At 69.2% G+C, this 19,703-nt stretch carries 17 protein-coding genes; 6 read left to right on the top strand and 11 right to left on the bottom strand.

Annotated features, from left to right (window positions below):
* Positions 1-43: 43 nt before the first annotated feature.
* The 3 genes from ypfJ to M3T53_RS06565 are packed head-to-tail and all read right to left on the bottom strand — an operon-like array spanning position 44 to position 2,870.
* The gene (gene ypfJ, locus M3T53_RS06575) at positions 44-931 is read right to left on the bottom strand and encodes a KPN_02809 family neutral zinc metallopeptidase (RefSeq protein ID WP_272433677.1); all 888 of its coding nucleotides are present in this window, start codon (positions 929-931) and stop codon (positions 44-46) included.
* Entirely contained in the window at positions 928-2,250 is a 1,323-nt protein-coding gene (gene tgt, locus M3T53_RS06570; protein WP_272433676.1) for a tRNA guanosine(34) transglycosylase Tgt, read from the bottom strand. The genes ypfJ and tgt overlap by 4 nt, the downstream gene beginning before the upstream one ends.
* Positions 2,247-2,870, bottom strand: a complete 624-nt coding sequence (locus M3T53_RS06565; RefSeq protein ID WP_272433719.1) for a queuosine precursor transporter — start codon at positions 2,868-2,870, stop codon at positions 2,247-2,249. Before M3T53_RS06565 ends, tgt begins: the two co-directional genes overlap by 4 nt.
* A gap of 163 nt (positions 2,871-3,033) precedes the next feature.
* Between M3T53_RS06565 and M3T53_RS06560 the strand changes: the two genes are divergently transcribed.
* The 3 genes from M3T53_RS06560 to M3T53_RS06550 all read left to right on the top strand — a co-directional run bounded on the left by M3T53_RS06560 (position 3,034) and on the right by M3T53_RS06550 (position 6,143).
* Complete coding sequence (locus tag M3T53_RS06560) at positions 3,034-4,647, top strand: ABC-F family ATP-binding cassette domain-containing protein (protein ID WP_272433675.1); 1,614 nt, start codon at positions 3,034-3,036, stop codon at positions 4,645-4,647.
* 396 nt (positions 4,648-5,043) lie between these two features.
* Positions 5,044-5,967 (top strand): hypothetical protein, encoded by a 924-nt coding sequence (locus M3T53_RS06555; protein ID WP_272433674.1) that lies wholly within the window; start codon positions 5,044-5,046, stop codon positions 5,965-5,967.
* Entirely contained in the window at positions 5,961-6,143 is a 183-nt protein-coding gene (locus M3T53_RS06550; RefSeq protein WP_272433673.1) for a hypothetical protein, read from the top strand. Before M3T53_RS06555 ends, M3T53_RS06550 begins: the two co-directional genes overlap by 7 nt.
* Positions 6,144-6,357: 214 nt before the next feature.
* Here the strand turns inward: M3T53_RS06550 and M3T53_RS06545 are convergent, their stop codons facing one another.
* The 4 genes from M3T53_RS06545 to M3T53_RS06530 all read right to left on the bottom strand — a co-directional run bounded on the left by M3T53_RS06545 (position 6,358) and on the right by M3T53_RS06530 (position 9,834).
* Positions 6,358-7,146, bottom strand: coding sequence for an amino acid ABC transporter ATP-binding protein (locus M3T53_RS06545; protein WP_272433672.1), 789 nt, complete (start codon positions 7,144-7,146; stop codon positions 6,358-6,360).
* Entirely contained in the window at positions 7,143-8,060 is a 918-nt protein-coding gene (locus tag M3T53_RS06540; protein WP_272433671.1) for an amino acid ABC transporter permease, read from the bottom strand. Before M3T53_RS06540 ends, M3T53_RS06545 begins: the two co-directional genes overlap by 4 nt.
* A gap of 49 nt (positions 8,061-8,109) precedes the next feature.
* The gene (locus tag M3T53_RS06535; protein WP_272433670.1) at positions 8,110-9,045 is read right to left on the bottom strand and encodes an ABC transporter substrate-binding protein; all 936 of its coding nucleotides are present in this window, start codon (positions 9,043-9,045) and stop codon (positions 8,110-8,112) included.
* Positions 9,046-9,135: 90 nt separating this feature from the next.
* Positions 9,136-9,834, bottom strand: a complete 699-nt coding sequence (locus M3T53_RS06530; RefSeq protein WP_272433669.1) for a DUF4191 domain-containing protein — start codon at positions 9,832-9,834, stop codon at positions 9,136-9,138.
* Between the two features lie 108 nt (positions 9,835-9,942).
* On the opposite strand from M3T53_RS06530, the gene M3T53_RS06525 reads away from it, so the two are divergent.
* Positions 9,943-11,367 (top strand): protein kinase domain-containing protein, encoded by a 1,425-nt coding sequence (locus tag M3T53_RS06525; protein WP_272433668.1) that lies wholly within the window; start codon positions 9,943-9,945, stop codon positions 11,365-11,367.
* A 10-nt stretch (positions 11,368-11,377) separates the two neighbouring features.
* Here M3T53_RS06525 and sucB read toward each other — a convergent pair whose 3' ends face one another.
* The gene (gene sucB / locus M3T53_RS06520) at positions 11,378-13,141 is read right to left on the bottom strand and encodes a 2-oxoglutarate dehydrogenase, E2 component, dihydrolipoamide succinyltransferase (protein ID WP_272433667.1); all 1,764 of its coding nucleotides are present in this window, start codon (positions 13,139-13,141) and stop codon (positions 11,378-11,380) included.
* A gap of 26 nt (positions 13,142-13,167) precedes the next feature.
* Positions 13,168-14,541 carry a dihydrolipoyl dehydrogenase gene (lpdA, locus tag M3T53_RS06515; RefSeq protein ID WP_272433665.1) on the bottom strand — a complete coding sequence of 458 codons (1,374 nt, stop codon included), beginning with the start codon at positions 14,539-14,541 and terminating at the stop codon, positions 13,168-13,170.
* 217 nt (positions 14,542-14,758) lie between these two features.
* Between lpdA and M3T53_RS06510 the strand changes: the two genes are divergently transcribed.
* The gene (locus tag M3T53_RS06510) at positions 14,759-15,247 is read left to right on the top strand and encodes a hypothetical protein (protein ID WP_272433664.1); all 489 of its coding nucleotides are present in this window, start codon (positions 14,759-14,761) and stop codon (positions 15,245-15,247) included.
* 14 nt (positions 15,248-15,261) lie between these two features.
* Here the strand turns inward: M3T53_RS06510 and M3T53_RS06505 are convergent, their stop codons facing one another.
* Positions 15,262-15,723, bottom strand: coding sequence for a tRNA (cytidine(34)-2'-O)-methyltransferase (locus M3T53_RS06505; protein ID WP_272433663.1), 462 nt, complete (start codon positions 15,721-15,723; stop codon positions 15,262-15,264).
* 118 nt (positions 15,724-15,841) lie between these two features.
* Here M3T53_RS06505 and M3T53_RS06500 point away from each other — a divergent pair, with 118 nt between their 5' ends.
* Entirely contained in the window at positions 15,842-18,976 is a 3,135-nt protein-coding gene (locus M3T53_RS06500) for a DEAD/DEAH box helicase (RefSeq protein ID WP_272433662.1), read from the top strand.
* Positions 18,977-19,033: 57 nt separating this feature from the next.
* On the opposite strand, the gene M3T53_RS06495 is transcribed toward M3T53_RS06500, so the two are convergent.
* Positions 19,034-19,693 carry an HAD family hydrolase gene (locus M3T53_RS06495; RefSeq protein ID WP_334540453.1) on the bottom strand — a complete coding sequence of 220 codons (660 nt, stop codon included), beginning with the start codon at positions 19,691-19,693 and terminating at the stop codon, positions 19,034-19,036.
* Between the last annotated feature and the right edge of the window lie 10 nt (positions 19,694-19,703).

The following is a 19,703-nucleotide window of genomic DNA, read 5'->3' as shown; positions in this document are numbered from 1 at the left end:
CCTCATTCCCATAGTTCTCCGGTCGTGCGCGTTCGAGTGAACGCTATACCGTCGGGGCGCTCCACGTGTCGCAGGACGCGATGGAACCGGACTCCAGTCCCGTCAGGAGCCACTTCTGGCGCTGCTGGGCCGATCCGTGCGTCCACGTGTCGGCGTTCGAGGCCCCCTGATAGCGCTCCTGGAGGCGGTCGTCGCCGATGGCCTGCGCCGTCTGGAGGGCATCGGCGATCTGGGCCTCGGTGGGCTCGACGAGGAAAGGGACGCCGGAGTCCGGGTCGATCGTGCGCGAGGCCCAATTCATCCACACGCCCGCGTAGCAGTCGGCCTGGAGCTCGGAGCGGACCCCGGCGCCCTGCTCGCCCTGCTCGCGCGTGTCGTGCGTCGAGAAGACCCCGTGGAGGTTCTGGATATGGTGGCCCCATTCGTGGGCGACGACGTACTCCTGGGCGAGGGGCGCGTTGGCGGCTCCGAAGTCGGACTCCATCTGCTGGAAGAACCCCAGGTCGAGGTACACGGTCGCGTCGGCAGGGCAGTAGAAGGGGCCCGTCGCCGATGTCGCCGACCCGCATCCCGTGGACACCGCGTCCTGGAAGATCTGGAACCCGGGGGCCTGATACCCCGTCGACGACTGGGCGGCCAGCTGCTCCTGCCAGACGACGTCGAGGGAGTCGGCCGTCGTCACCATCCGGCACTCGGTGCGCTCGTTCGCGGCCCGGCCGGTCGTGCACTCCGACAGGTCGACGCCGGGCCCGGCGGACGAGGACCCCTGCGGGGCCGCGGAGAGCAGGCCCGTCAGGTCGATGCCGGTGAACTGGCTGATGAGGACCACTGCGAGGACGGTGAGGATGGAGCCCCCGCCGATGCCGGCGGCGGTCCGCCCCGAGGACCTGACGCGGGAGGAGTCCGAGCGGACGCCTTCGTTGAAGCTCATGATCGTGCGGCCTTTCGTCGTCCGGCCTGATAGCGGCCGAGGGTGTCGTCGCGGAACGACTCGTAGTCCCCGTCGTCGATGGACGAGCGGATCGCGTCCACGAGCCTGACGGTGAACCACTCGTTGTGGATCGTCGCCAGCGTCGAGGCGAGGATCTCCTTGGCTTTGAAAAGATGGTGGACGTAGGCCGCGGTGTAGTGGGTGCAGGTGTAGCACCCGCATTCGTCGACCATCGGCGAGAAGTCCCTTTTGAAGCGGGAGTTCGTGATGTTGAATCGCCCGTCGGGCGAGTAGATCGCCGCGTTGCGGGCCACGCGCGAGGGGTTGACGCAGTCGAAGGTGTCGGCGCCGGCCTCGACGGCCCGGAAGAAGTCGTCGGGCTCGGAGATCCCCAGGAGATGGCGGGGGCGGTCCTCGCCCAGCTCCTCGCACACCCACGAGACGATCGTCCCCAGGTTCTCCTTCTCCAGCGCGCCGCCGACGCCGAACCCGTCGAAGCGGGCGCCGTCCTCGTCCATCGCCGCCATCGTCCGCGCGGCGCGGCGCCGCAGGTCCTCGTACTGGGCCCCCTGGATGACGCCCCACAGCTGCTGATAGGGACGGTGCGTCCGTATCCCGGTCAGCCGCGCGTGCTCGCGCAGGCAGCGCCGGGCCCACGCGTGAGTGCGCTCCAGGGAGGACTCCTGATAGGAGCGCGGATGCAGGAGGGACGTCAGCTCGTCGAAGGCGAACATGATGTCGGATCCCAGCTCGTGCTGGATGCCCATCGAGACCTCCGGCGTGAAGCGGTGCCTCGTCCCGTCGATATGGGATCGGAAGACGACGCCGTCGTCGTCGACCACCGCGTTCGACGCCTTGACGGCCTGCATGCGCACGCGCGGGTCGGAGGAGTCGACCGCACCGGAGAACTCCTGGGAGAGGACCTTCTTGAAGCCAGCCCCCAGGGAGAGCACCTGGAAGCCCCCCGAATCCGTGTAGGTCGGCCCCGGCCAGTTCATGAAGCGGCCGAGGCCGCCGGCCTCGTCGACCAGGTCGGAGCCCGGCTGGAGGTAGAGGTGGTAGGCGTTGGCCAAGACGGCCTGGGCGCCCAGATCGGCGACCATCTCCGGGACGAGGGCCTTGACGTCGGCCTTCGTCCCCACGGGGATGAACGCGGGGGTGCGGATCTGCCCGTGCGCGGTGTGGATGACTCCGGTGCGCCCCAGACCGGGTCCGGATGCCAGTCGCGTGCCGATGTCGAAGCCCCGATCGCGTCCGGACGGAGACCGCCCCGGACGGGGCAGGGGGGAGTCGGGGGCGTTGAGCCAATGGGCGCTCATGCGGCGAGGACCTCCCCGGCCCCCAGCCCCTCGCGGGTTCGGACCCAGGCGATGACCCGGTAGGTCAACGGCAGGAGCACGACCTCGACCCCCACCTTGTACGCGTAGCCGGTGACCACGTAGTTGACGAACTCGGAGCCGGGGATCACCCCGAGGAACGCGATCGTGCAGAACAACGCGGTGTCGACGCCCTCGCCGACGAGGGTCGACCCGATGAGCCTGGCCCACAGGTGGTCGGCGCCCCAGCGCTGGCGGATCCTCACGAGGACGAAGGCGTTGACGAGCTGGCCGACGAGGTAACCGATGACGGAGGCGGCGACGATCCTCGGGACGAAGCCGAGGACGGCCTCGTACGCGGCCTGATGCTCGTAGCCCGGGCCGACCGGCGCGACCTGGACGATCCAGAACGTCAGCGAGGCGATGATCGAGGCGGCGAAGCCCATGAGGACGACGCGCTTGGCGCGCGCGAACCCGTACACCTCGGAGAGCACGTCCCCCAGCACGTAGGTCAGGGGGAAGAGGACTGCCCCGCCGTCGAACACCAGGTGGATCGGGCCCGCGTCCAACGCCGTCACCTTCGTCCCCGCGATATTCGAGATCAGCAGGAACGCGACGAACATGACGGCGATGACGTCGAAGATCCGAGGAGCGCGAGAGCTGGAGGACTGGTGCGTCACGATAAGGCCTTCCGGGGGTGTTAACTCCCTCCCATTGTGCCCGCTTCGCCCGTCTCCCACGCGATCGGGCGGGGGTGGACCATCCCACAGCCACTAGGATCGACGGGTGATCAACGTCCAGGACTTCAGCCTGAGGATCGGCGCACGCGAACTCGTGCGCAGCGCCTCCTTCCGCATCGACAAGGGGATGCGCATCGGACTCGTCGGGCGCAACGGCGCCGGCAAGACGACGACGATGCGCCTGCTCGCCGGCGAGGCCGATGAGGGCGGCGCGGCCGAGCACACCGGGACGATCTCGTCGACCTCGTCGATCGGCTACCTCGCCCAGGACACCCACGTCGGCGACCAGACGATGATCGCGCGCGACCGCATCACCTCGGTGCGCGGCATCGACGAGCTCATCGCGAGGATCCGCAAGGCCGAGCACGAGATGGCGACGACTCAGGGCGCGCGCCAGCGCAAGGCGATGGACCGCTACGTCCGACTCGATCAAGAATTCACCACCCAGGGGGGATGGGCCGCCAATGCCGAGGCCGCCCAGATCGCCCATTCGCTCGGCCTGGAGGACCGGGTGCTCGACCAGAGGCTCGACACGCTGTCGGGCGGTCAGCGCCGACGCGTCGAACTGGCCCGCGTCCTGTTCTCCGGCGCCGACGTCCTCCTCCTCGACGAGCCGACGAACCACCTCGACCACGACTCGATCATCTGGTTGCGCGACTGGATCACGACCTTCTCCGGCGGCGTCATGATGATCTCCCACGACGTCAAGCTCCTGGGCGAGACCGTCAACCAGGTGTTCTTCCTCGATGCGTCGCGGGCCGAGATCGACATCTACCACCTCGGCTGGTCGGCCTATCTGCGCCAGCGAGAGGAGGACGAGAGGCGCCGGCGCAAAGAGCGGGCGAACGCGCTGAAGAAGGCGGAGCAGTTGCGCGCCCAGGGCGAGAAGATGCGGGCCAAGGCGACGAAGGCCGTCGCCGCCCAGCAGATGCTGCGACGGGCCGATGAGCTCCTCGCCCAGGCGGGCGGCGAGGCCCGCCAGGAGAGGGTCGCCCGCCTGCGATTCCCCGATCCCGCCCCCTGCGGGCGGGTCCCGTTGACCGCCGAGGGGTTGTCGAAGTCCTACGGGTCGCTCGAGGTCTTCACCGGCGTCGACCTGGCCATCGACCGGGGGGCCAAGGTCGTCGTCCTCGGGCTCAACGGCGCGGGCAAGACGACGCTCCTGCGACTCCTGTCGGGCATCGAGGAGGCCGACACCGGCGAGGTCGTCCCCGGCCACGGGCTGCGCCTGGGCTATTACGCGCAGGAGCACGAGACCCTCGACCCCGCGATGACGGTCCGCGAGAACATGGCGGCCGCCGCCCCCGGCCTCGACGACACTCACGTGCGCAGTGTCCTGGGCCAATTCCTCTTCGTCGGCGACGACGTCGACAAGCCGACATCGGTCCTGTCGGGCGGGGAGAAGACGAGGCTGGCCCTGGCGACCCTCGTCGTCTCCGGGGCGAACGTCCTCCTCCTCGACGAGCCGACGAACAACCTCGATCCGGCCTCCCGCGAGGAGGTCCTCTCCGCGTTGCGCTCCTACGAGGGCGCCGTCGTCCTCGTCACCCACGATCCGGGGGCCGTTCAGGCCCTCGCCCCGGACCGGGTGCTCCTCCTGCCCGACGCCGACGAGGACCTGTGGGACGACTCCTACCTCGATCTGGTGACGCTCACCTGACGAGGCGCCCCGACTCCCGGCTATCCCGAGCTGGGGCGGATCCGCAGATGGGCCGCAAACCCGCGCGCAAGGGGTCACAGGACCTTGGAGAAGAAGTCCCTCGTCCGATCCTGCTGGGGATGGTCGGTTGATGACGTCGGCGGATGAGCTGATCTCGACGAAGAAGACGCGATTGTTTTCCGACTTGTGAACACACGAGGAGTCTGCCTGGACTACGACTCCATGGTCACTGTCGAGGGATCAACCTGTATCGCACAAGATCAAGAATATGCGATTTTAGTCACTGTTAAAAACTTGTAGAAAATGATCAAATAATCATGCCCTGATGGCGCGTGCGATTGGAGGAAAGCGATGAGTGTGTGAACACTCATGGCAGGGTCTGCTGCGCTGTCTGCGGTGATGCTTGCCGTGTGCATGACGGGAAGCGCTTCGGCAGCGGATCAAGGTATCGATGGGGATATCGGAGCGGTAATTGGATCCGCGCAACGGCTGGCCGGTATTGATACGAGTCTGTCAATAGTAATGAGGCCGGAGCTGGGAGTGGCCGGTGCGATAAGCGTGGAAGGTTCAGTCGAAGTGACAGTCGGGGAAACCAATGATATCGAAGTCGGTTCGACTATCGGTTCCGGTAAACTCGTTGTCCCGGATGCTGATGCGGGATCCCTCGATATCGACGGCGGTATCGCGGTTGCGGAATCGAAGACGGACAGCCTTGTCGAATACGCCGTCGTCCCATTCGACAATGGAAACGTGAAAGTGCATAGCGTGATCAAGGACTCCTCAGCTCCGGAACGTTTCGACTATCGGTTTCCAAATGCGGATACGATCATCGTCGATGACGAGACCGGTGCTGCGATGCTGTTCGCTGAAATCGATGGCTCCTTTGAACTCGTGGGAGGAGTGGATGCGCCATGGTCGGTCGATTCCGAAGGCATTTCCGTGGCTACGCACTTCGAGGCCAGAGGCGATATCCTCACGCAGGTCGTCGAGCATAGATCAGGGAGCTACTCATATCCTGTCACAGCGGATCCGTCCTGGTGGGATGATGTGACGAAGTGGTTCGGCAACGCGGGCTCTTACATCGTCAATAAGGCAAAATCTGCAGCAGGATGGCTCGGCTCGAACTGTCGGTGGATAGCTGGAAAAGCATGGACCGGAATTAAGAACTACGGGCCGAGAGTCGGGAAGTTCGTCGTGAAGAAGATCGGTCCAGGAGCGCTCGTGCTATGCGCGGTAGGAGGAGGATGGGCCTGGTACCGATCCGATTCCACCGGGTGGGTCCGTGTTGGCGATACCGTTGTGGGGTGTTTCGCGTGGTGAAGGCGATTCGTGTTATCCGCGACTACCTCATGGTTGTGGCGGTGATGCTCTTGCTCGTCACGAAGATCACCCAGACGTTTTCGTACTGGTGGGTGGCCGTGATCGTCAGCACCGTGCTGATGCTCCCCGAATTCGTCGATCTGCGAATTTCCAAAGACGACGACTCGATCCGATGACGAACCCCGATAAGCATGGGACTGCGGATGGCACGACATCACCGGTGGCGAGGGGCGATTCCGCTTGGCGCCGTCCCTCGCCACCGATGCCGGTCGGGGCTGCCTTTGGCTCCGTGTCGTCGAGGGGGAGCAGCCCGGACAGGGGGCCTCGTCGAGATGTTTCCTCGGTAGGCCGTGAGAAGCCGGAGGCTTCATTCCCCGTCTTCGTGACTCCTCACGAAAGGACCTTGGAGAAGAAGTCCCTCGTCCGATCCTGCTGGGGGTGATCGATGACGTCGGTCGGCGACCCCGCCTCGACGATGACCCCGTCGTCCATGAAGACGACGTGATCGGCGACCTCCCGGGCGAATCCGATCTCGTGGGTGACGACCGCCATCGTCATCCCGGAACGGGCGAGGTCCTGCATGACGGAGAGGACCTCGCCGACGAGCTCGGGGTCGAGGGCCGACGTCGGCTCGTCGAAGAGCATGATCTCCGGGTCCATCGCGAGGGCCCGGGCGATGGCGACGCGCTGCTGCTGGCCGCCGGAGAGCTCGGCCGGGTAGTGGTCCGCCCGGTCGGCCAGGCCGACGCGGTCGAGGAGGTCGTGGGCGCGGCGGCGCGCCTCGTCCTTGGGCAGGCCGAGGACGTGGACGGGGGCCTCCGTGACGTTCTCCAGCGCCGTCTTGTGGGGGAAGAGGTTGAATCGCTGGAACACCATGCCGATGCGCGACCGCTGGCGGGCGATCTCCTTGTCGGGGAGGTCGTGGAGTCGGCCCCGCTCGTCCTCGCGGTATCCGAGGAGCTCTCCGTCGACGTGGACGCGGCCCGCGGAGATCTCCTCGAGCTGGTTGAGGCAGCGCAGGAGCGTCGACTTGCCGGAGCCGGAGGGGCCGAGGATCACGCAGACCTCGCCGTTGGCGATCTCCAGATCGATGCCCTTGAGGACGTGAAGGTCGCCGAAGAACTTGTGGACGCCCTCGACGCGGACCATGGGGGCGGTGGAGCGGGTGGTGCTGGTCATGGGGTGACATCCAGGAAGGTCGTGTTGGTGGAGGGGGTCGATGAGGGGCCGGGGGTCGATTCCCGCCGCTCGAATCCCTTGCCGAAATGGCGCTCGATGTGGGATTGGACCCACATCAGCAGGGAGGTGATCGCGAGGTACCAGAGGGCGGCGGCGAGCAGGAGGGGGATCGGGGCGAAGAGGGACTGGCCCTTGGTCTGGGCGACGAAGGTCAGTTCGAGGGTGAAGGGGATCGCCGCGACGAGGGAGGTCGTCTTGAGCATCGAGATGGTCTCGTTGCCGATCGGGGGGACGATGACGCGCATCGCCTGGGGGAGGATGATCCTGCGGAAGATCGTCGTTCGGGGCATGCCCAGGGCGGTGGCAGCCTCCCACTGGCCCTTGTCGACGGACAGGAGGCCGGCGCGCATGATCTCGGCGAGGTAGGCGCCCTCGTTGAGGGACAGCCCGACCCAGGCCATGACGAAGGGGGTGAACCAGGCGTTCGTGTCGATCGAGGCGAACGCGGGCCCGAAGGGGATGCCGAAGGAGAGCGTCGGGTAGAGGGAGGGCAGGAGCGACCAGAAGATCAGCTGGGTGTAGATCGGGGTGCCCCGGAAGAACCAGATGTAGGCGGTGGCGACCCAACGCAGGATCGGATTGATGCTCTGGCGCATGATCGCCATCGTGATGGCCAGCAGGGTGCCGATCGCCATGGCGATGACGGTCAGCAGGAGCGTGTATCCGACGCCGCTGATGATCGTCCGGGAGAAGAGCCATTCCCAGACGACGCCCCACTGGAAGTTGGGGTTCGTGATGAGAGCCTTGGCGAGCATCGCGGCGATGAGGGCGACGACGATCGCGCTGACCCATCGGCCTGGACGGGGAACGGGTGTGGATTCGAGCAGCTCGACGCCGTCTTTGATCTGAGACATGGATTCCTCATACGGGTGCCGGCCGGGCTGGGCCCGGCCGGCACCGCTCTCACAGGGCGGGGTTGATCTCGGCGAGGGGCAGGACGGAGTCCTCGGCGCCGTAGGCCCCGAGGATCTTCGCGAGGTAGCCCTCGTCGATGAGGTACTGGGTGGCGGCGTGGACGGCGGCGGTCAGGGCCTCGTCGTTCTTGTTGACGGCGATGCCCTGGGGGGCGGATTCGATGGCGTCGCCGATCTGCTCGAGTTTGCCGCCGGCGAGCTCGACCGTGTAGCCGATGACCGTCGAGTCGGCGAAGGTCGCGTCGTACTGCCCGCCGATGACCTTGGTCGAGACGTCGGTCTGGAGGTCGAGGGGCATGACCGCGATCGGTTCCTTCCCGTCGGCGACGCACTGGTCGGAGAGCTCCTGAGCGTAATCGTGCTGGAACGTGCCGTTCTGGACTCCGATGGTCGTCCCGCACGGGTCGGCGGGGTCGAATCCGGAGGGGTTGCCGGTGGCGACGGCGTAGGCGGATCCGACCTCGATGTAGGAGATGAGATTCACCTGTTCCACGCGCTCGGGGGTGATGGTGAAGGAGGAGATGCCGACGTCGAACTTGGGTCCGAGGGCGGGGATGATCGTCGGGAACTCGGCGTGGGAGGTCGTGCCCTCGTCGAGGCCCATGACCCTGGCGAGGGCGCGGGTCAGGTCGACGTCGTAGCCGACGGGCGTCTGGCCGTCGGTGGCCCGGTACTCGCCCGGGGCGTAGTCGGTGGAGGCGCCGTTGCGCAGGGTTCCGCGGTCCTTGACCTCCTGGGGGACCAGGGCCGCGATCTCGTCGACGACGGGGATCTGGGAGACGTCGTACGACTGGATGTCCGTGGCGGGGGACTGGCTCCCTGACTGAGCGGAGGAGGGGGCGGGCGTCGAATCGGGGTCGGCGCAACCGGTCAGGGCGAGGGCGGTGATCGCCGTCAGGGACAGGAGCGAGGGCAGGGTGCGCATGATGGGCCTTCCGGGAGGACAATTAATACACATAGTATGCACCCCTCCGCATATTAATGCGGAGGGGTGTCTCAGAATGTGATGAGGGGATCAGCGTCCCCGCATGGCCCGGCGATTCGGGCGCGCGCGCATCGGATCGATCCCCTTGGGGATCGGCAGGTCGTTCGAGCGCAACGCCGACAGACGGGCCGAGACGAGGGGGACCTCCTCCTTCGTCAACTGCTTCTTGAGCGAGCGCAGCCGCGACTGGAGCTTGGCGAGGGGGACCTGCCCCTCCTCCTTGCCGACCTGGATCACGTGGACCGGGACGTTCTGAATGATGCGCTGGGCGCGCTTGCGCTCGGTGGCGAGCATCGGCTGGACTCGCGAGGAGGGCCCCTCGGAGATGAACACGACGCCGGCCCGGCCGACGACCCTCCAGACGATGTCCTGCTCGCGGGTGACGTGCACGGGGGCCTCGGGGATGATCCATCCCGAGCGGATCTGATCGAGGACCGCCTTGACGGCCCCGGCCGTGCCGTCGATCTGCTGGTAGACGGCGCGTCGAACGAGGAAGGACAGGAGCGACATCGCGACGGTCGCCGCGGCGAAGACGCCGAGGATCGTCCACAGGATCCAGTTGCCGCGCAGGGCGACGACCCCGATGAGGACGATGACCGCGACCGTGGCCGCGGCCGATCCGATCAGCGCCCAGGCGACCCACGGGTAGGTCCGGGCGGTGACGCGATAGGCGTCCGCCATGTTGTGATACCAGCGGCGCTTCTTCTCTGAGGCAGTGTTCTCGCTCATAACCCGAACATCCTACCCGTGATCGTCGCCTCGCGGTGACGCGCGCGCTTCTCCACAGGAACGCGCCCCCTCTTGAGGCCGGATCGGCTGCCGGGAGAGGCTCGTCCCATGAGGATCGAACGATACGAACTGGGGCGAATCGTCCGCATGACCTCGCGCGGCCCGCTCTGGCAGACGACCTCCGATCGAGGACCGGCGCTCATCGCCCTGCGCGGTCGCGAGGAGGGCGACGCGTCCTGCGCTCGATGGAGGGCCTGGGCGCGGATCGACTCCCCCCATGTGGCGGCCCTCCACGACGTCGTCCGCCACGACGACGGCCGGTGGGCCGTCGTCCAGGAATACGTCGAGGGGGACGGGCTCGACGTCCTGCTCGGTGGCCCGAGGATCCGGCCCCTCGAGATCCGACGCCGTCTCGGCGAGGGGATCCGCGAGGGCGTCGAGGCCCTCCACCGCGCGGGCCTCGTTCACGGCGATCTGTCGCCGGCCAACATCGTCGTCGACTCCTCCTGCCGGGCGGTCCTCGTCGACCTCATCGACCCGCCCGCACCGGAGTCGGGGACGCCCGGCTGGTCGCTTGGGACAGGGGAGGGGAAGCACGGGGATCTGGGCGCCCTGGCGCTGATCCTCGCGGCCCTCGGACTCGATTCGCCCCGCGAGCCCGGCGCCCGCGCGCAGACGGCAACGGCACCGGCCGCGACGGGGCAGGATCCCCCGCAATCGTCCGACGCCCGGGACGCTGATCCGCCGCTCAGCCCCTCAACGGTCGATGAGGAGGCCGCCAGGTCCCTCCTCGAGCCGATGCTCCTCGATCCCGAGCGCGCCGTCATCGACCTGCGCCGCGCCGCGGCCGCCACTCCCACGACGGTTCCGAGCCGACGGCCCCGGAAGACCGACTCGAGGCCCGATCGCACGCCGATACGCCGCATCGCCGTCGGCTGCGCGGCGGCCGGCATGATCGCCGTCCTCGCGTGGGGAGGGCAGGTCCTCGGCCGCCTCGAGCCGGCGGCGTCCGGCTCCGTCGGCGCCCGGGGTCGCGCGGTCGCGACTGCGCCGCTGGAATCGACGAGCCCCCGGACGAGGGGCTCTCCGATCGAGTGCCCCGGCGCCCGGATGGCCCAGGAGAGGATCGACCAGATCCTGCGGATCCGCGATCGTGCGATCGAAGAAGCCGAACCCGCGGCGCTGGGCCGCGTAGTCTCCGGTGCCCTCGGCCAGGAGGAAGGCGCCCGCATCGACTCGCTCGTCGCCCGAGGACTGCGGATCGACAGGCTGACGACGACCCCGATGAGCGTCGACGTCATCGGCTGCTCACCCGCGGGCCTCGACGTGCTCGTCGTCATCCGCCAAGACGAGCTGCGCTGGTGCGATGCGACCTCCTGCCGCGAGGAGGACGTCGGGCAGGCCCGGCGACTGCGGATCCTCCTGGTCGACCCCGGGCTCACCGCCGACCGGGCTCGGCCCGACTCGGTGACCGCGCCGGGATCGGGGGCGGATGCGTCACGCGGGGCGCGCCCATGGGCGCGCCCCGCGTGAGCACAACGGATCAGGCCGTCAGATCCTCCTCGAAGGCCCCCTCCTCGAGGCGCTTCTTGACATCCATCAAGTAGCGCGAGGCGTCGGCCCCGTCGACGAGGCGGTGATCGTAGGACAACGACAGGTAGACCATCGACCGGATCGCGATCGAATCCGAGCCGTCAGCGGATCGCACGACCATCGGGCGCTTGACGATCGTGCCGACGCCGAGGATCGCGGACTCGGGCATGTTGAGAACGGGGGTGTCGAAGAGCGCCCCGCCCGAGCCGGTGTTCGTGATGGTGAAGGTCGACCCGGAGAGCTCCTCCGGACCGATTGCCGACTCGCGGGTGCGGGCGGCCAGGTCGTTGATCGCGGAGGCGATCTCGGCCATCGTCTTCGATCCGGCGTCCTTGATCACCGGGACGAGCAGGCCCCGCTCGGTATCGACCGCGATGCCGATGTGCTCGTGATCGTGGTACGTCACCTGCTTGTCGTCGACGATGGTCGCGTTGACCTTCGGGTGGTACTTCAGGGCCTCGGTCGCCGCCTTGACGAAGAAGGGCAGGAAGGTGAGCTTCGTGCCGTTCTTCTCCTGGAACGCGTCCTTCGACCTCGCGCGCAGGGCCGCCACCCTCGTCACGTCGACCTCGACGACGGTGGTGAGCTGCGCCGCGGTCTGGAGGGACTCGACCATGCGGCGGGCGATCGTCTGGCGCAGACGCGTCATCTTCTCGGTCGTCCCGCGCAGGGGCGAGGGCTCGCGCGAGGGGGCGGGGGCGGCCGGCGCGTCCTGAGAAGACGCGGCCGGAGCCTGAGCGGCGGCCTTCGCCGCGGCCTCGACGTCCTCACGCCGGATCCGCCCGCCGACGCCGGTGCCGGAGACCGTCGATAGATCGACGCCCGCCTCCCGGGCCAGCTTGCGGACGATCGGCGTCACATAGCCGGTGGCGACTGCCGGCGCGGGCGCCGGCGCGGCCGGGGCCCCGGCCGCGGCCACCGGGGCCAGGGACTCGGGAGTCGGGAACTCTCGGGCGGGCGCCGGAGGGGCGACCGGAGGAGCGGGGGGAGCCGGGGGGGCCGCGGGAGCGGGGGAGGCAGCCCGCTCGGCGGGCCGCTCGTCGGCCTCGGGAGCACCCGATTCGGGGGATTCCTCCTCGGCCGAGCCCGAGGACGGGACGTCCTGCGAGATCACGGCGACGACCGTGCCGACCGCGACGGTCTCGTCCTCGTCGACGCGGATCTCGGCGAGATAGCCGGAGGCGGGCGAGGGGACCTCGGAGTCGACTTTGTCCGTCGACACCTCGAGGAGCGGCTCGTCGGCCTCGACCGCGTCGCCGACGGCCTTGAGCCAGGTGGTGACGGTCCCCTCCGTCACGGACTCGCCCAGGGCGGGCATCGTCACCTCGACGCCCTCGGCGGACCCCTGCGAGCCGCGATCGGCGGGGGGCTCCTGCGCGGGGGCGGGCTCATCGGGGGCCGCGGCCTCCGGGCCGGCGTCGGTCGTCGCGACGTCCTGGGCGCCCGCGTCCGCGGGGGAATCGGCGGGCGCCTCCGAGGGGTCGCCGATCCGGGCGATCTCGGTGCCGACCTCGACCGTCTCGTCCTCGGGCACGAGGATCTCGAGGAGCACGCCCGCGACGGGCGAGGGGACCTCGGAGTCGACCTTGTCCGTCGACACCTCGACGATGGGCTCGTCGGCCTCGACTGTGTCGCCGACGGCCTTGAGCCAGGTGGTGACGGTTCCCTCCGTCACGGACTCGCCCAGGGCGGGCATCGTCACTGCGGTTGCCATGATGTTCTCCTAGCTGTTCCGGAGGGTCAGTTGTGGACGTGGAGGGGCTTGCCCGCCAGGGCGAGGGCCGCTTCCCCGATGGATTCGTTCTGGCTCGGATGAGCGTGGATCAGCGCGGCGAGGTCCTCCGGATGGGCCTCCCAGTTGACCATGAGCTCCCCCTCGCCGATCTGCTCGCCGATCCGCGATCCGATGCCGTGGAAGCCGACGATCGGGCCGTTCTCGACGCTGACGAGCTTGATGAGCCCCGCAGTGCCCAGGATCGTCGATTTGCCGTTGCCGGCCAGGTTGTACTCGACGGTGCGCACGGCATCACCGTAGCGCTCTCGCGCCTGCTTCTCAGTCAAACCGACCGACGCGATCTCGGGCTCGCAGAACGTCACGCGCGGGATCCCCGACTCCTCCATCATCACGGGGGACAGGCCGGCGATCTGCTCGGCGACGAAGATCCCCTGGAGGAAACCGCGATGGGCGAGCTGCAGGCCCGGGACGATGTCGCCGACGGCGTAAATCGAGCCGACTCCCGTGTGGAGCCGCTCATCGGTGAGGACGAAGCCCCGCTCCATGCGGATCCCCGCCTCCTCGTACCCGAGGTTCGCGGTGACCGGGCCCCGGCCCACGGCCACGAGGAGCACATCGGCGTCGAAGGACTTGCCCCCCTCGGTCGAGACGTGGACGCCCGAGTCGTCCTGCGACGCTCCCGAGAAACGGGTGTTCGTGTGGAAGGCGATACCCCGCTTGCGGAACGCCCGCTCGAGCTGCTTGGAGATCGCCTCGTCCTCGTTGTTCGCCAAGTGGGGCAGGGCCTCGATGATCGTCACCTCGGCGCCGAAGGAGCGCCACACGGAGGCGAACTCCAAGCCGATGACGCCCCCGCCGAGGATCACCGCGGAGGAGGGCACCCACTCCATCTGAAGGGCCTGATCGGAGGTGATGATCCTGCCGCCGATCTCCAGGCCCGGAAGCGAACGGGAGTAGGAGCCGGTCGCCAGGACGATGTGGCGGCCGGTGATCGTCCGCCCGTCGACGACGACGGAGTCCTTCGAGGCCAGGCGCCCCCATCCGCGGATCACGTCGATGCCGCGGGAGGAGATCAGCCCCTGGAGCCCCTTGAACATCTTGTTGACGACCGAATCCCGATAGGCCCCGACAGCGGCCATGTCGACGCCCTCGAAGGAGGAGCGCACCCCGAATGCCTCCGATTCGCGGACCGCGTCGGCCGTCTCCGCGGCGTGCAGGTAGGCCTTCGTCGGGATGCACCCGCGGTGCAGGCAGGTGCCGCCGACCTTGTCGCCCTCGATGAGGGCGACTGACAATCCGAGCTGGGCGGCGCGCAGGGCGGTGGCGTACCCGCCGGAGCCTGCTCCCAAGACGACGATGTCGTATTCGGGCTCGTTCACGTGTTCCACTCCTTGGTGTCGAGACAAGACGGTGGCCCTCGGTGGCCATCTGGGCCTATTGTCCCACTCGAACCCGGTCGTGTCGTGGGGGTGAGCCCCTGTTCGCGGTGCAACGGCCCACATCGGCGCCGCCCCGCGGACCTCCCCGGCCCCCGGGAGCCGGAAACGGACGCGCTGCCGGACGGCTAGGATCGAGCCCTGACCTGAAGGAGGACGAGTGAGCGAGCCACTGGATCCGACCCCCATCGGTGGGGTCGTCGACGACAGGCCCCGCGCACTGGGCCTGGGGCGTCTCGTCATGGCCGTGTACTGGCTCTTCGGCGCGTGGACGGCGGCCACCGCCGTCGTCGACATCCTCGACCACGAGTCCGAGCCCTGGGGGCCCTCGATCCTCGCCCTGGTCGCCGGATGCGTCTACCTCGTCGCCGCAGCGGCCCTGACGCACAACGGACGGCGGATGCGCCTCGTCGGATGGTCGGCCATCGGGACGACACTCGTCGCCCCCGTGATCCTGTGGATCCTCGGCCTGGGCCTGCCCGAGGTCCGTGCGGCTCGATCGGCGTGGACCGGTCTGGGGGAGGACTACTACTTCCTCCCGCTGGCGGTGTCGGCGATCGGGCTCGTGTGGATGTGGTGGTCGAATCCACGCCGGATCGTCGAGCTCGCCGAGCAGGTCGACCGCCCCGCGCGCATGCGCAGGCGCTGACCGGCGACGGGGGATCAGACCCCGGAGGGGAAGCCGATCTGGCGCCACGCCTCGTACACGGCGATGGACGCCGAGTTCGCGAGGTTGAGCGACCGCGCGGAGCCGACCATGTGGATCCTCACGAGGCCCTCGATGCGGGGATGGTCCATCGCCCACGCGGGGAGTCCCACCGACTCCCGGCCGAAGAGGAGGCCGTCGGAATCGGCGTACGAGACCTCCGTGTACGGCGTCGACGCCCGCCCGGTGAAGGCCCAGACACGGCCGGGGACCTCGGCGAGCGCCGAATCCAGGTCGGGGTGCACCTTCACGTGCGCGAGATCGTGGTAGTCGAGTCCGGCGCGGCGCAGTTTCGCGTCGTCCATGTCGAACCCGAGGGGCTCGACGAGGTGGAGCATCGATCCGGTGCACGCCGACAGGCGGATCGCGGCCCCGGAGTTCCCGGGGATCTCGGGCTCGAGGAAGATCATGTGGAGCATGGGGCCATCCTGGCACCGCGGGATCGCGGAGGCGAACGGCTCTCCCGGGGAGGGCGAGGGCGGGGAGCCCCAGGAGAGCGGCGAAGCGCCCCGGGCGCACGTGGAATAGACTGGGCAGATGCCCGAAAACCCCGAGCTCGCCGAGTCCCTGCGCACGGCCGAGGACGCCGCTCTCATGGCCCAGGTCGGGCCCGCGACATGGGCCCGGGGATTGACGCTGTGGCGAGCCGGTGCCGTCGTCGAGACGCAGTGGGGGACCGGGGGGCAGGTCATCGGCCGCGTCAGGGACTCCGGCCTCGCCTACAAGACGTGGATCGCCCCGGGCCAGGGCCGCTTCGAGATGACCTGCGCCTGCCCGATCGGCGCCGACTGCGCCCACGCCGTCGCCGCTGCCCTGACGATGCGCGAATCCCTGCGCGACGCCCGCCCCGTCGCCGCGTGGAAGGCCTCCCTCAGCCGTCTCGTCGGCGCCGGCGGGACCGGCTCAGGCGAGCCTCTCGCCCTCCTCGTCGACGCCCACGACCCCGATCAGCCGACGTGGCTCACCCCCCTGCGACCCGGGACCCGCGTGGCCTGGACCGAGAAGAGGGCCGCGTGGCCGGACCTGACCTCCGCCCAATGGGAGTCCGTCGTCGACGGCCTCAACGCGACCCACCTCGCCCTGATCCGCGAGGGATACCGGATCTCCCGGGAGAACCGCGACTGGCTCTCCCCCGGGGAGGTGTCCCTTCAATCCCTCGGGGAACAGGCGATCGGATGGCTCACCCGCCTGGCCCGCTCCGGGGTCCTCCTCCTGGCCGGCACCGACCCGCTGACGCCCCTGGTCCTCGACCACTCGACGTGGGACATCGACCTCGACGCGAGGGCCGCCGGCGACGGGCTCGTTCTCGCGCCGATCGCCCGCAACGGGGAGGCGATCGTGGCCAGGCCCCGGATCGACGCCCGGGCGCGCGCCCTGATCCTCGACGGCGGCACCCGGCTCGCGAGGATCAACGGGCTGTCGCTCCTCGACGAGCTGCCCCCCGGAGGGATCGAGATCCCCGCCGAGGACATGGCGGAGTTCCGCACCCGATGGCTGCCCGCCCTGCGCCGTCGGATCGGGATCGTCTCGCTCGATTCGAGCGCCGACTCCCTCGCCGAGGCCCCCGCCCGGCTCGTCGCCACCGTCCGCGTCGACGGCGTCCACTCGGTGACCGTGCGCTGGTGGGCCGAATTCGACTTCTCCGGGACCCGTTCGCGCCTCCCCCTCGCCGAGGCGGCGCACGACGAGGACGTCGCGGCGATCGCCGCGAGGATCGACGCCCTGGGACGCGAGCGAGCCCCCGAGGGCCTGTGGCGGCCCGGCCCGCAGACCCTGCGCGCCCCCGCCTGGAGGGCGCCCGAGATCCTCTCCCGGCTCGTCCCCGCCCTCGACGACCCCGGTCTCATCTGGGACGTCGCCGACGAGGTCGGGCGGATCCGCGTCGACGACGACGCCCTGCGGGTCGTCGCCCGCGTCGACGACTCGACGACGGACTGGTTCGATCTGCGGATCTCCATCAGCGTCGACGGGCGGGACGTCCCCCTCGCCGACGTCCTCGCGGCCCTCGCCCGGGGTGACGACCATCTCCTCGTCGACCGGACGTGGGTCCGTCTCGACGGCGAGAGGATCCAGCGCCTGCGCGATCTCCTCGACGAGGCCGCCCTCCTCGACGACGCGGACGACGCCCCCCGGATCAACGTCCTCCACCTCGGCCTGTGGGAGGAATTCGTCGAAAACGCCGATATCGTCGAGGCCGCCGCCTCCTGGCGGAGCCGCCTCGACGCCCTGACCGGCCCGAGCCGGCCACTCCCGACCGGCCCCTGCCGGGCCGTCCTGCGCCCCTACCAGGCCGAGGGACGCGAATGGCTGATCCGCCGGGCGTCGCTCGGACTGGGCGGGATCCTCGCCGACGACATGGGCCTGGGCAAGACCCTCCAGATGCTCTCGGCCATCAGCGCCCTGCGCGCCGACGGCGCCGACCGATCGGAGGAGCCCCCGGTCCTCGTCGTCGCCCCCACCTCGGTCGTCGGCACGTGGAAGCAGGAGGCCGACCGCTTCTTCCCGGGACTGAGGGTGCGCGCGGTGACCGAGACCTCCAAGCGCCGGGGCGAGGACCTCGACTCCGTCTGCGAGCGGGCGGACGTCGTCGTCACCTCGTACACCGTTCTGCGCCTCGACGCCGACGACTGGACCTCCAGGAGTTTCAGCGGACTCGTCGTCGACGAGGCGCAGAACGCGAAGAACCCGCGCACCGCGATCCACCGGGCTCTGACCCGCATCCGCGCGCCCTGGTGCTTCGGAGTGACGGGGACCCCCGTCGAGAACAGCCTGGCGGACCTGTGGGCGGTCCTCTCCTTCTGCTCGCCCGGCCTGCTCCCGCGGTGGAAGTCCTTCAACGACGCGATCCGCCGCCCGATCGAGCAGGACGGGGACGCGGACGCCCTCGCGCGCCTCCACCGCCTGACCGCGCCCTTCATCCTGCGCAGGTCGAAGGAGGACGTCGCCCGCGATCTGCCCGACAAGATCGAAACCGTCCTCGAGATCGACCTGGGGGAGGAGCACCGTCGCATCTACGACCAGTACCTCACCCGTGAGCGCGTGACGATCCTCTCCCTCATGGAGGACTTCCGGCGCCGGCGCATCGACGTCCTCGCATCGATCACCAGGCTCCGCCAGCTCGCCCTCGACCCCGCACTCGTCGACGAGTCCTACGCCCACGTGGGAGCGGCCAAAGCCGAGTACCTCGCCGACCAGCTCGACCAGATCGTCCCCAGGGGTCATCAGGCCCTCGTGTTCAGCCAGTTCACGTCCTTCCTCGCGAGGATCCGCGCCGTCCTCGAAAGGCGGGGCCTGTCGGTCGTCCAGCTCGACGGGTCGACGCGCGACCGGGCGCGCGTCATCGACGAGTTCCGGTCGGGCCGCGCCCAGGTCTTCCTCATCTCCCTCAAGGCCGGGGGAACGGGGCTGACGCTGACCGAAGCCGACTACGTCTACGTCATGGACCCGTGGTGGAACCCCGCGGCCGAGGAGCAGGCCGTCGACCGCGCGCACCGCATCGGCCAGACGAAGAAGGTCAACGTCTACCGGCTCGTCGCCGCCCGCACCATCGAGGAGAAGGTCCTCGCGCTCCAGGAGCGCAAACGGCGCCTCGTCACCTCCGTCGTCGACGGCGACGGCGCCACTGGCGCGCCCATCGACGTCGACGACCTGCGGGCCCTCATCGAGGGGTGACCCCGCGGGAGGGCCCTGGCCCTCCGGGCGCCGGCCCCGGCCCGAGACCCCGACGGGTCATCCCCGGGGCAGGAGCATCGTCCGCAGCGCATCGACGTCGGCGGCGTAGGCGTCCGCGTTGTCCAGGCCCCCGTCGTGGGAGTACCCCCAGCCGACCCCGATGACGGGGATCCCGGCCTCGTGGGCGCCCTCGACATCCCAGATCGAGTCGCCGACGAGGACCGGGCGGGACACGTCGTGCCCGAGGGCCGCCAGGCGCCCGAGGGCGTCGGCGATGACGGTCGCCTTCGTGCATCCCGGGTCCTCGGTGGCGCCGACGACGACGTCGAGACGCGCGTCGAGGCCGAGGTGGCGCATCTGCTCGACCGCCATGTAGTGCTGCTTCGACGAGGCCGTGCCGAGCGGATAGCCCGCTTCGTCCAGCTCGGCGACGAGATCGAGGATCCCGGGGAAGGGGAGCGGGTCGAGGAACGAGGAGTCATAGAGGGAGCGGTAGGACTCGATGAGCGCGGACGCCCGGTCGTCGGCGTACCCGAGGTCGCAGAAGGACCAGTGCAGCGGCGGTCCGACGTAGCGGCGCAGATGGTCCCGGTCGGGCACCGGCAGCCCGGCGGCGCCCAGGGACTCCTCGAAGGCGCGGATCACCATCGGCGCGGAATCGACGAGGGTGCCGTCGATGTCGAAGAGGATGCACGTCCACGCGTCGGTCAAAGCCACGGCTGTGCCT

The sequence above is a fragment of the Actinomyces sp. B33 genome (genome assembly GCF_028437565.1).
Lineage (GTDB): Bacteria > Actinomycetota > Actinomycetes > Actinomycetales > Actinomycetaceae > Pauljensenia.
The sequence above is the reverse complement of the archived record's forward strand: the minus strand, read 5'-3'. Positions and strand labels throughout refer to the sequence as shown.

Excerpts from the sequence above, each read along its gene's own strand:
- ypfJ (WP_272433677.1), bottom strand. The coding sequence starts at position 931 with ATGAGCTTCAACGAAGGCGTCCGCTCGGACTCCTCCCGCGTCAGGTCC.
- M3T53_RS06565 (WP_272433719.1), bottom strand. The coding sequence starts at position 2,870 with ATGTTCGTCGCGTTCCTGCTGATCTCGAATATCGCGGGGACGAAGGTG.
- M3T53_RS06500 (WP_272433662.1), top strand. The coding sequence starts at position 15,842 with ATGCCCGAAAACCCCGAGCTCGCCGAGTCCCTGCGCACGGCCGAGGAC.
- M3T53_RS06530 (WP_272433669.1), bottom strand. The coding sequence starts at position 9,834 with ATGAGCGAGAACACTGCCTCAGAGAAGAAGCGCCGCTGGTATCACAAC.
- M3T53_RS06540 (WP_272433671.1), bottom strand. The coding sequence starts at position 8,060 with ATGTCTCAGATCAAAGACGGCGTCGAGCTGCTCGAATCCACACCCGTT.
- tgt (WP_272433676.1), bottom strand. The coding sequence starts at position 2,250 with ATGAGCGCCCATTGGCTCAACGCCCCCGACTCCCCCCTGCCCCGTCCG.
- M3T53_RS06545 (WP_272433672.1), bottom strand. The coding sequence starts at position 7,146 with ATGACCAGCACCACCCGCTCCACCGCCCCCATGGTCCGCGTCGAGGGC.
- M3T53_RS06525 (WP_272433668.1), top strand. The coding sequence starts at position 9,943 with ATGAGGATCGAACGATACGAACTGGGGCGAATCGTCCGCATGACCTCG.
- M3T53_RS06505 (WP_272433663.1), bottom strand. The coding sequence starts at position 15,723 with ATGCTCCACATGATCTTCCTCGAGCCCGAGATCCCCGGGAACTCCGGG.
- sucB (WP_272433667.1), bottom strand. The coding sequence starts at position 13,141 with ATGGCAACCGCAGTGACGATGCCCGCCCTGGGCGAGTCCGTGACGGAG.
- M3T53_RS06535 (WP_272433670.1), bottom strand. The coding sequence starts at position 9,045 with ATGCGCACCCTGCCCTCGCTCCTGTCCCTGACGGCGATCACCGCCCTC.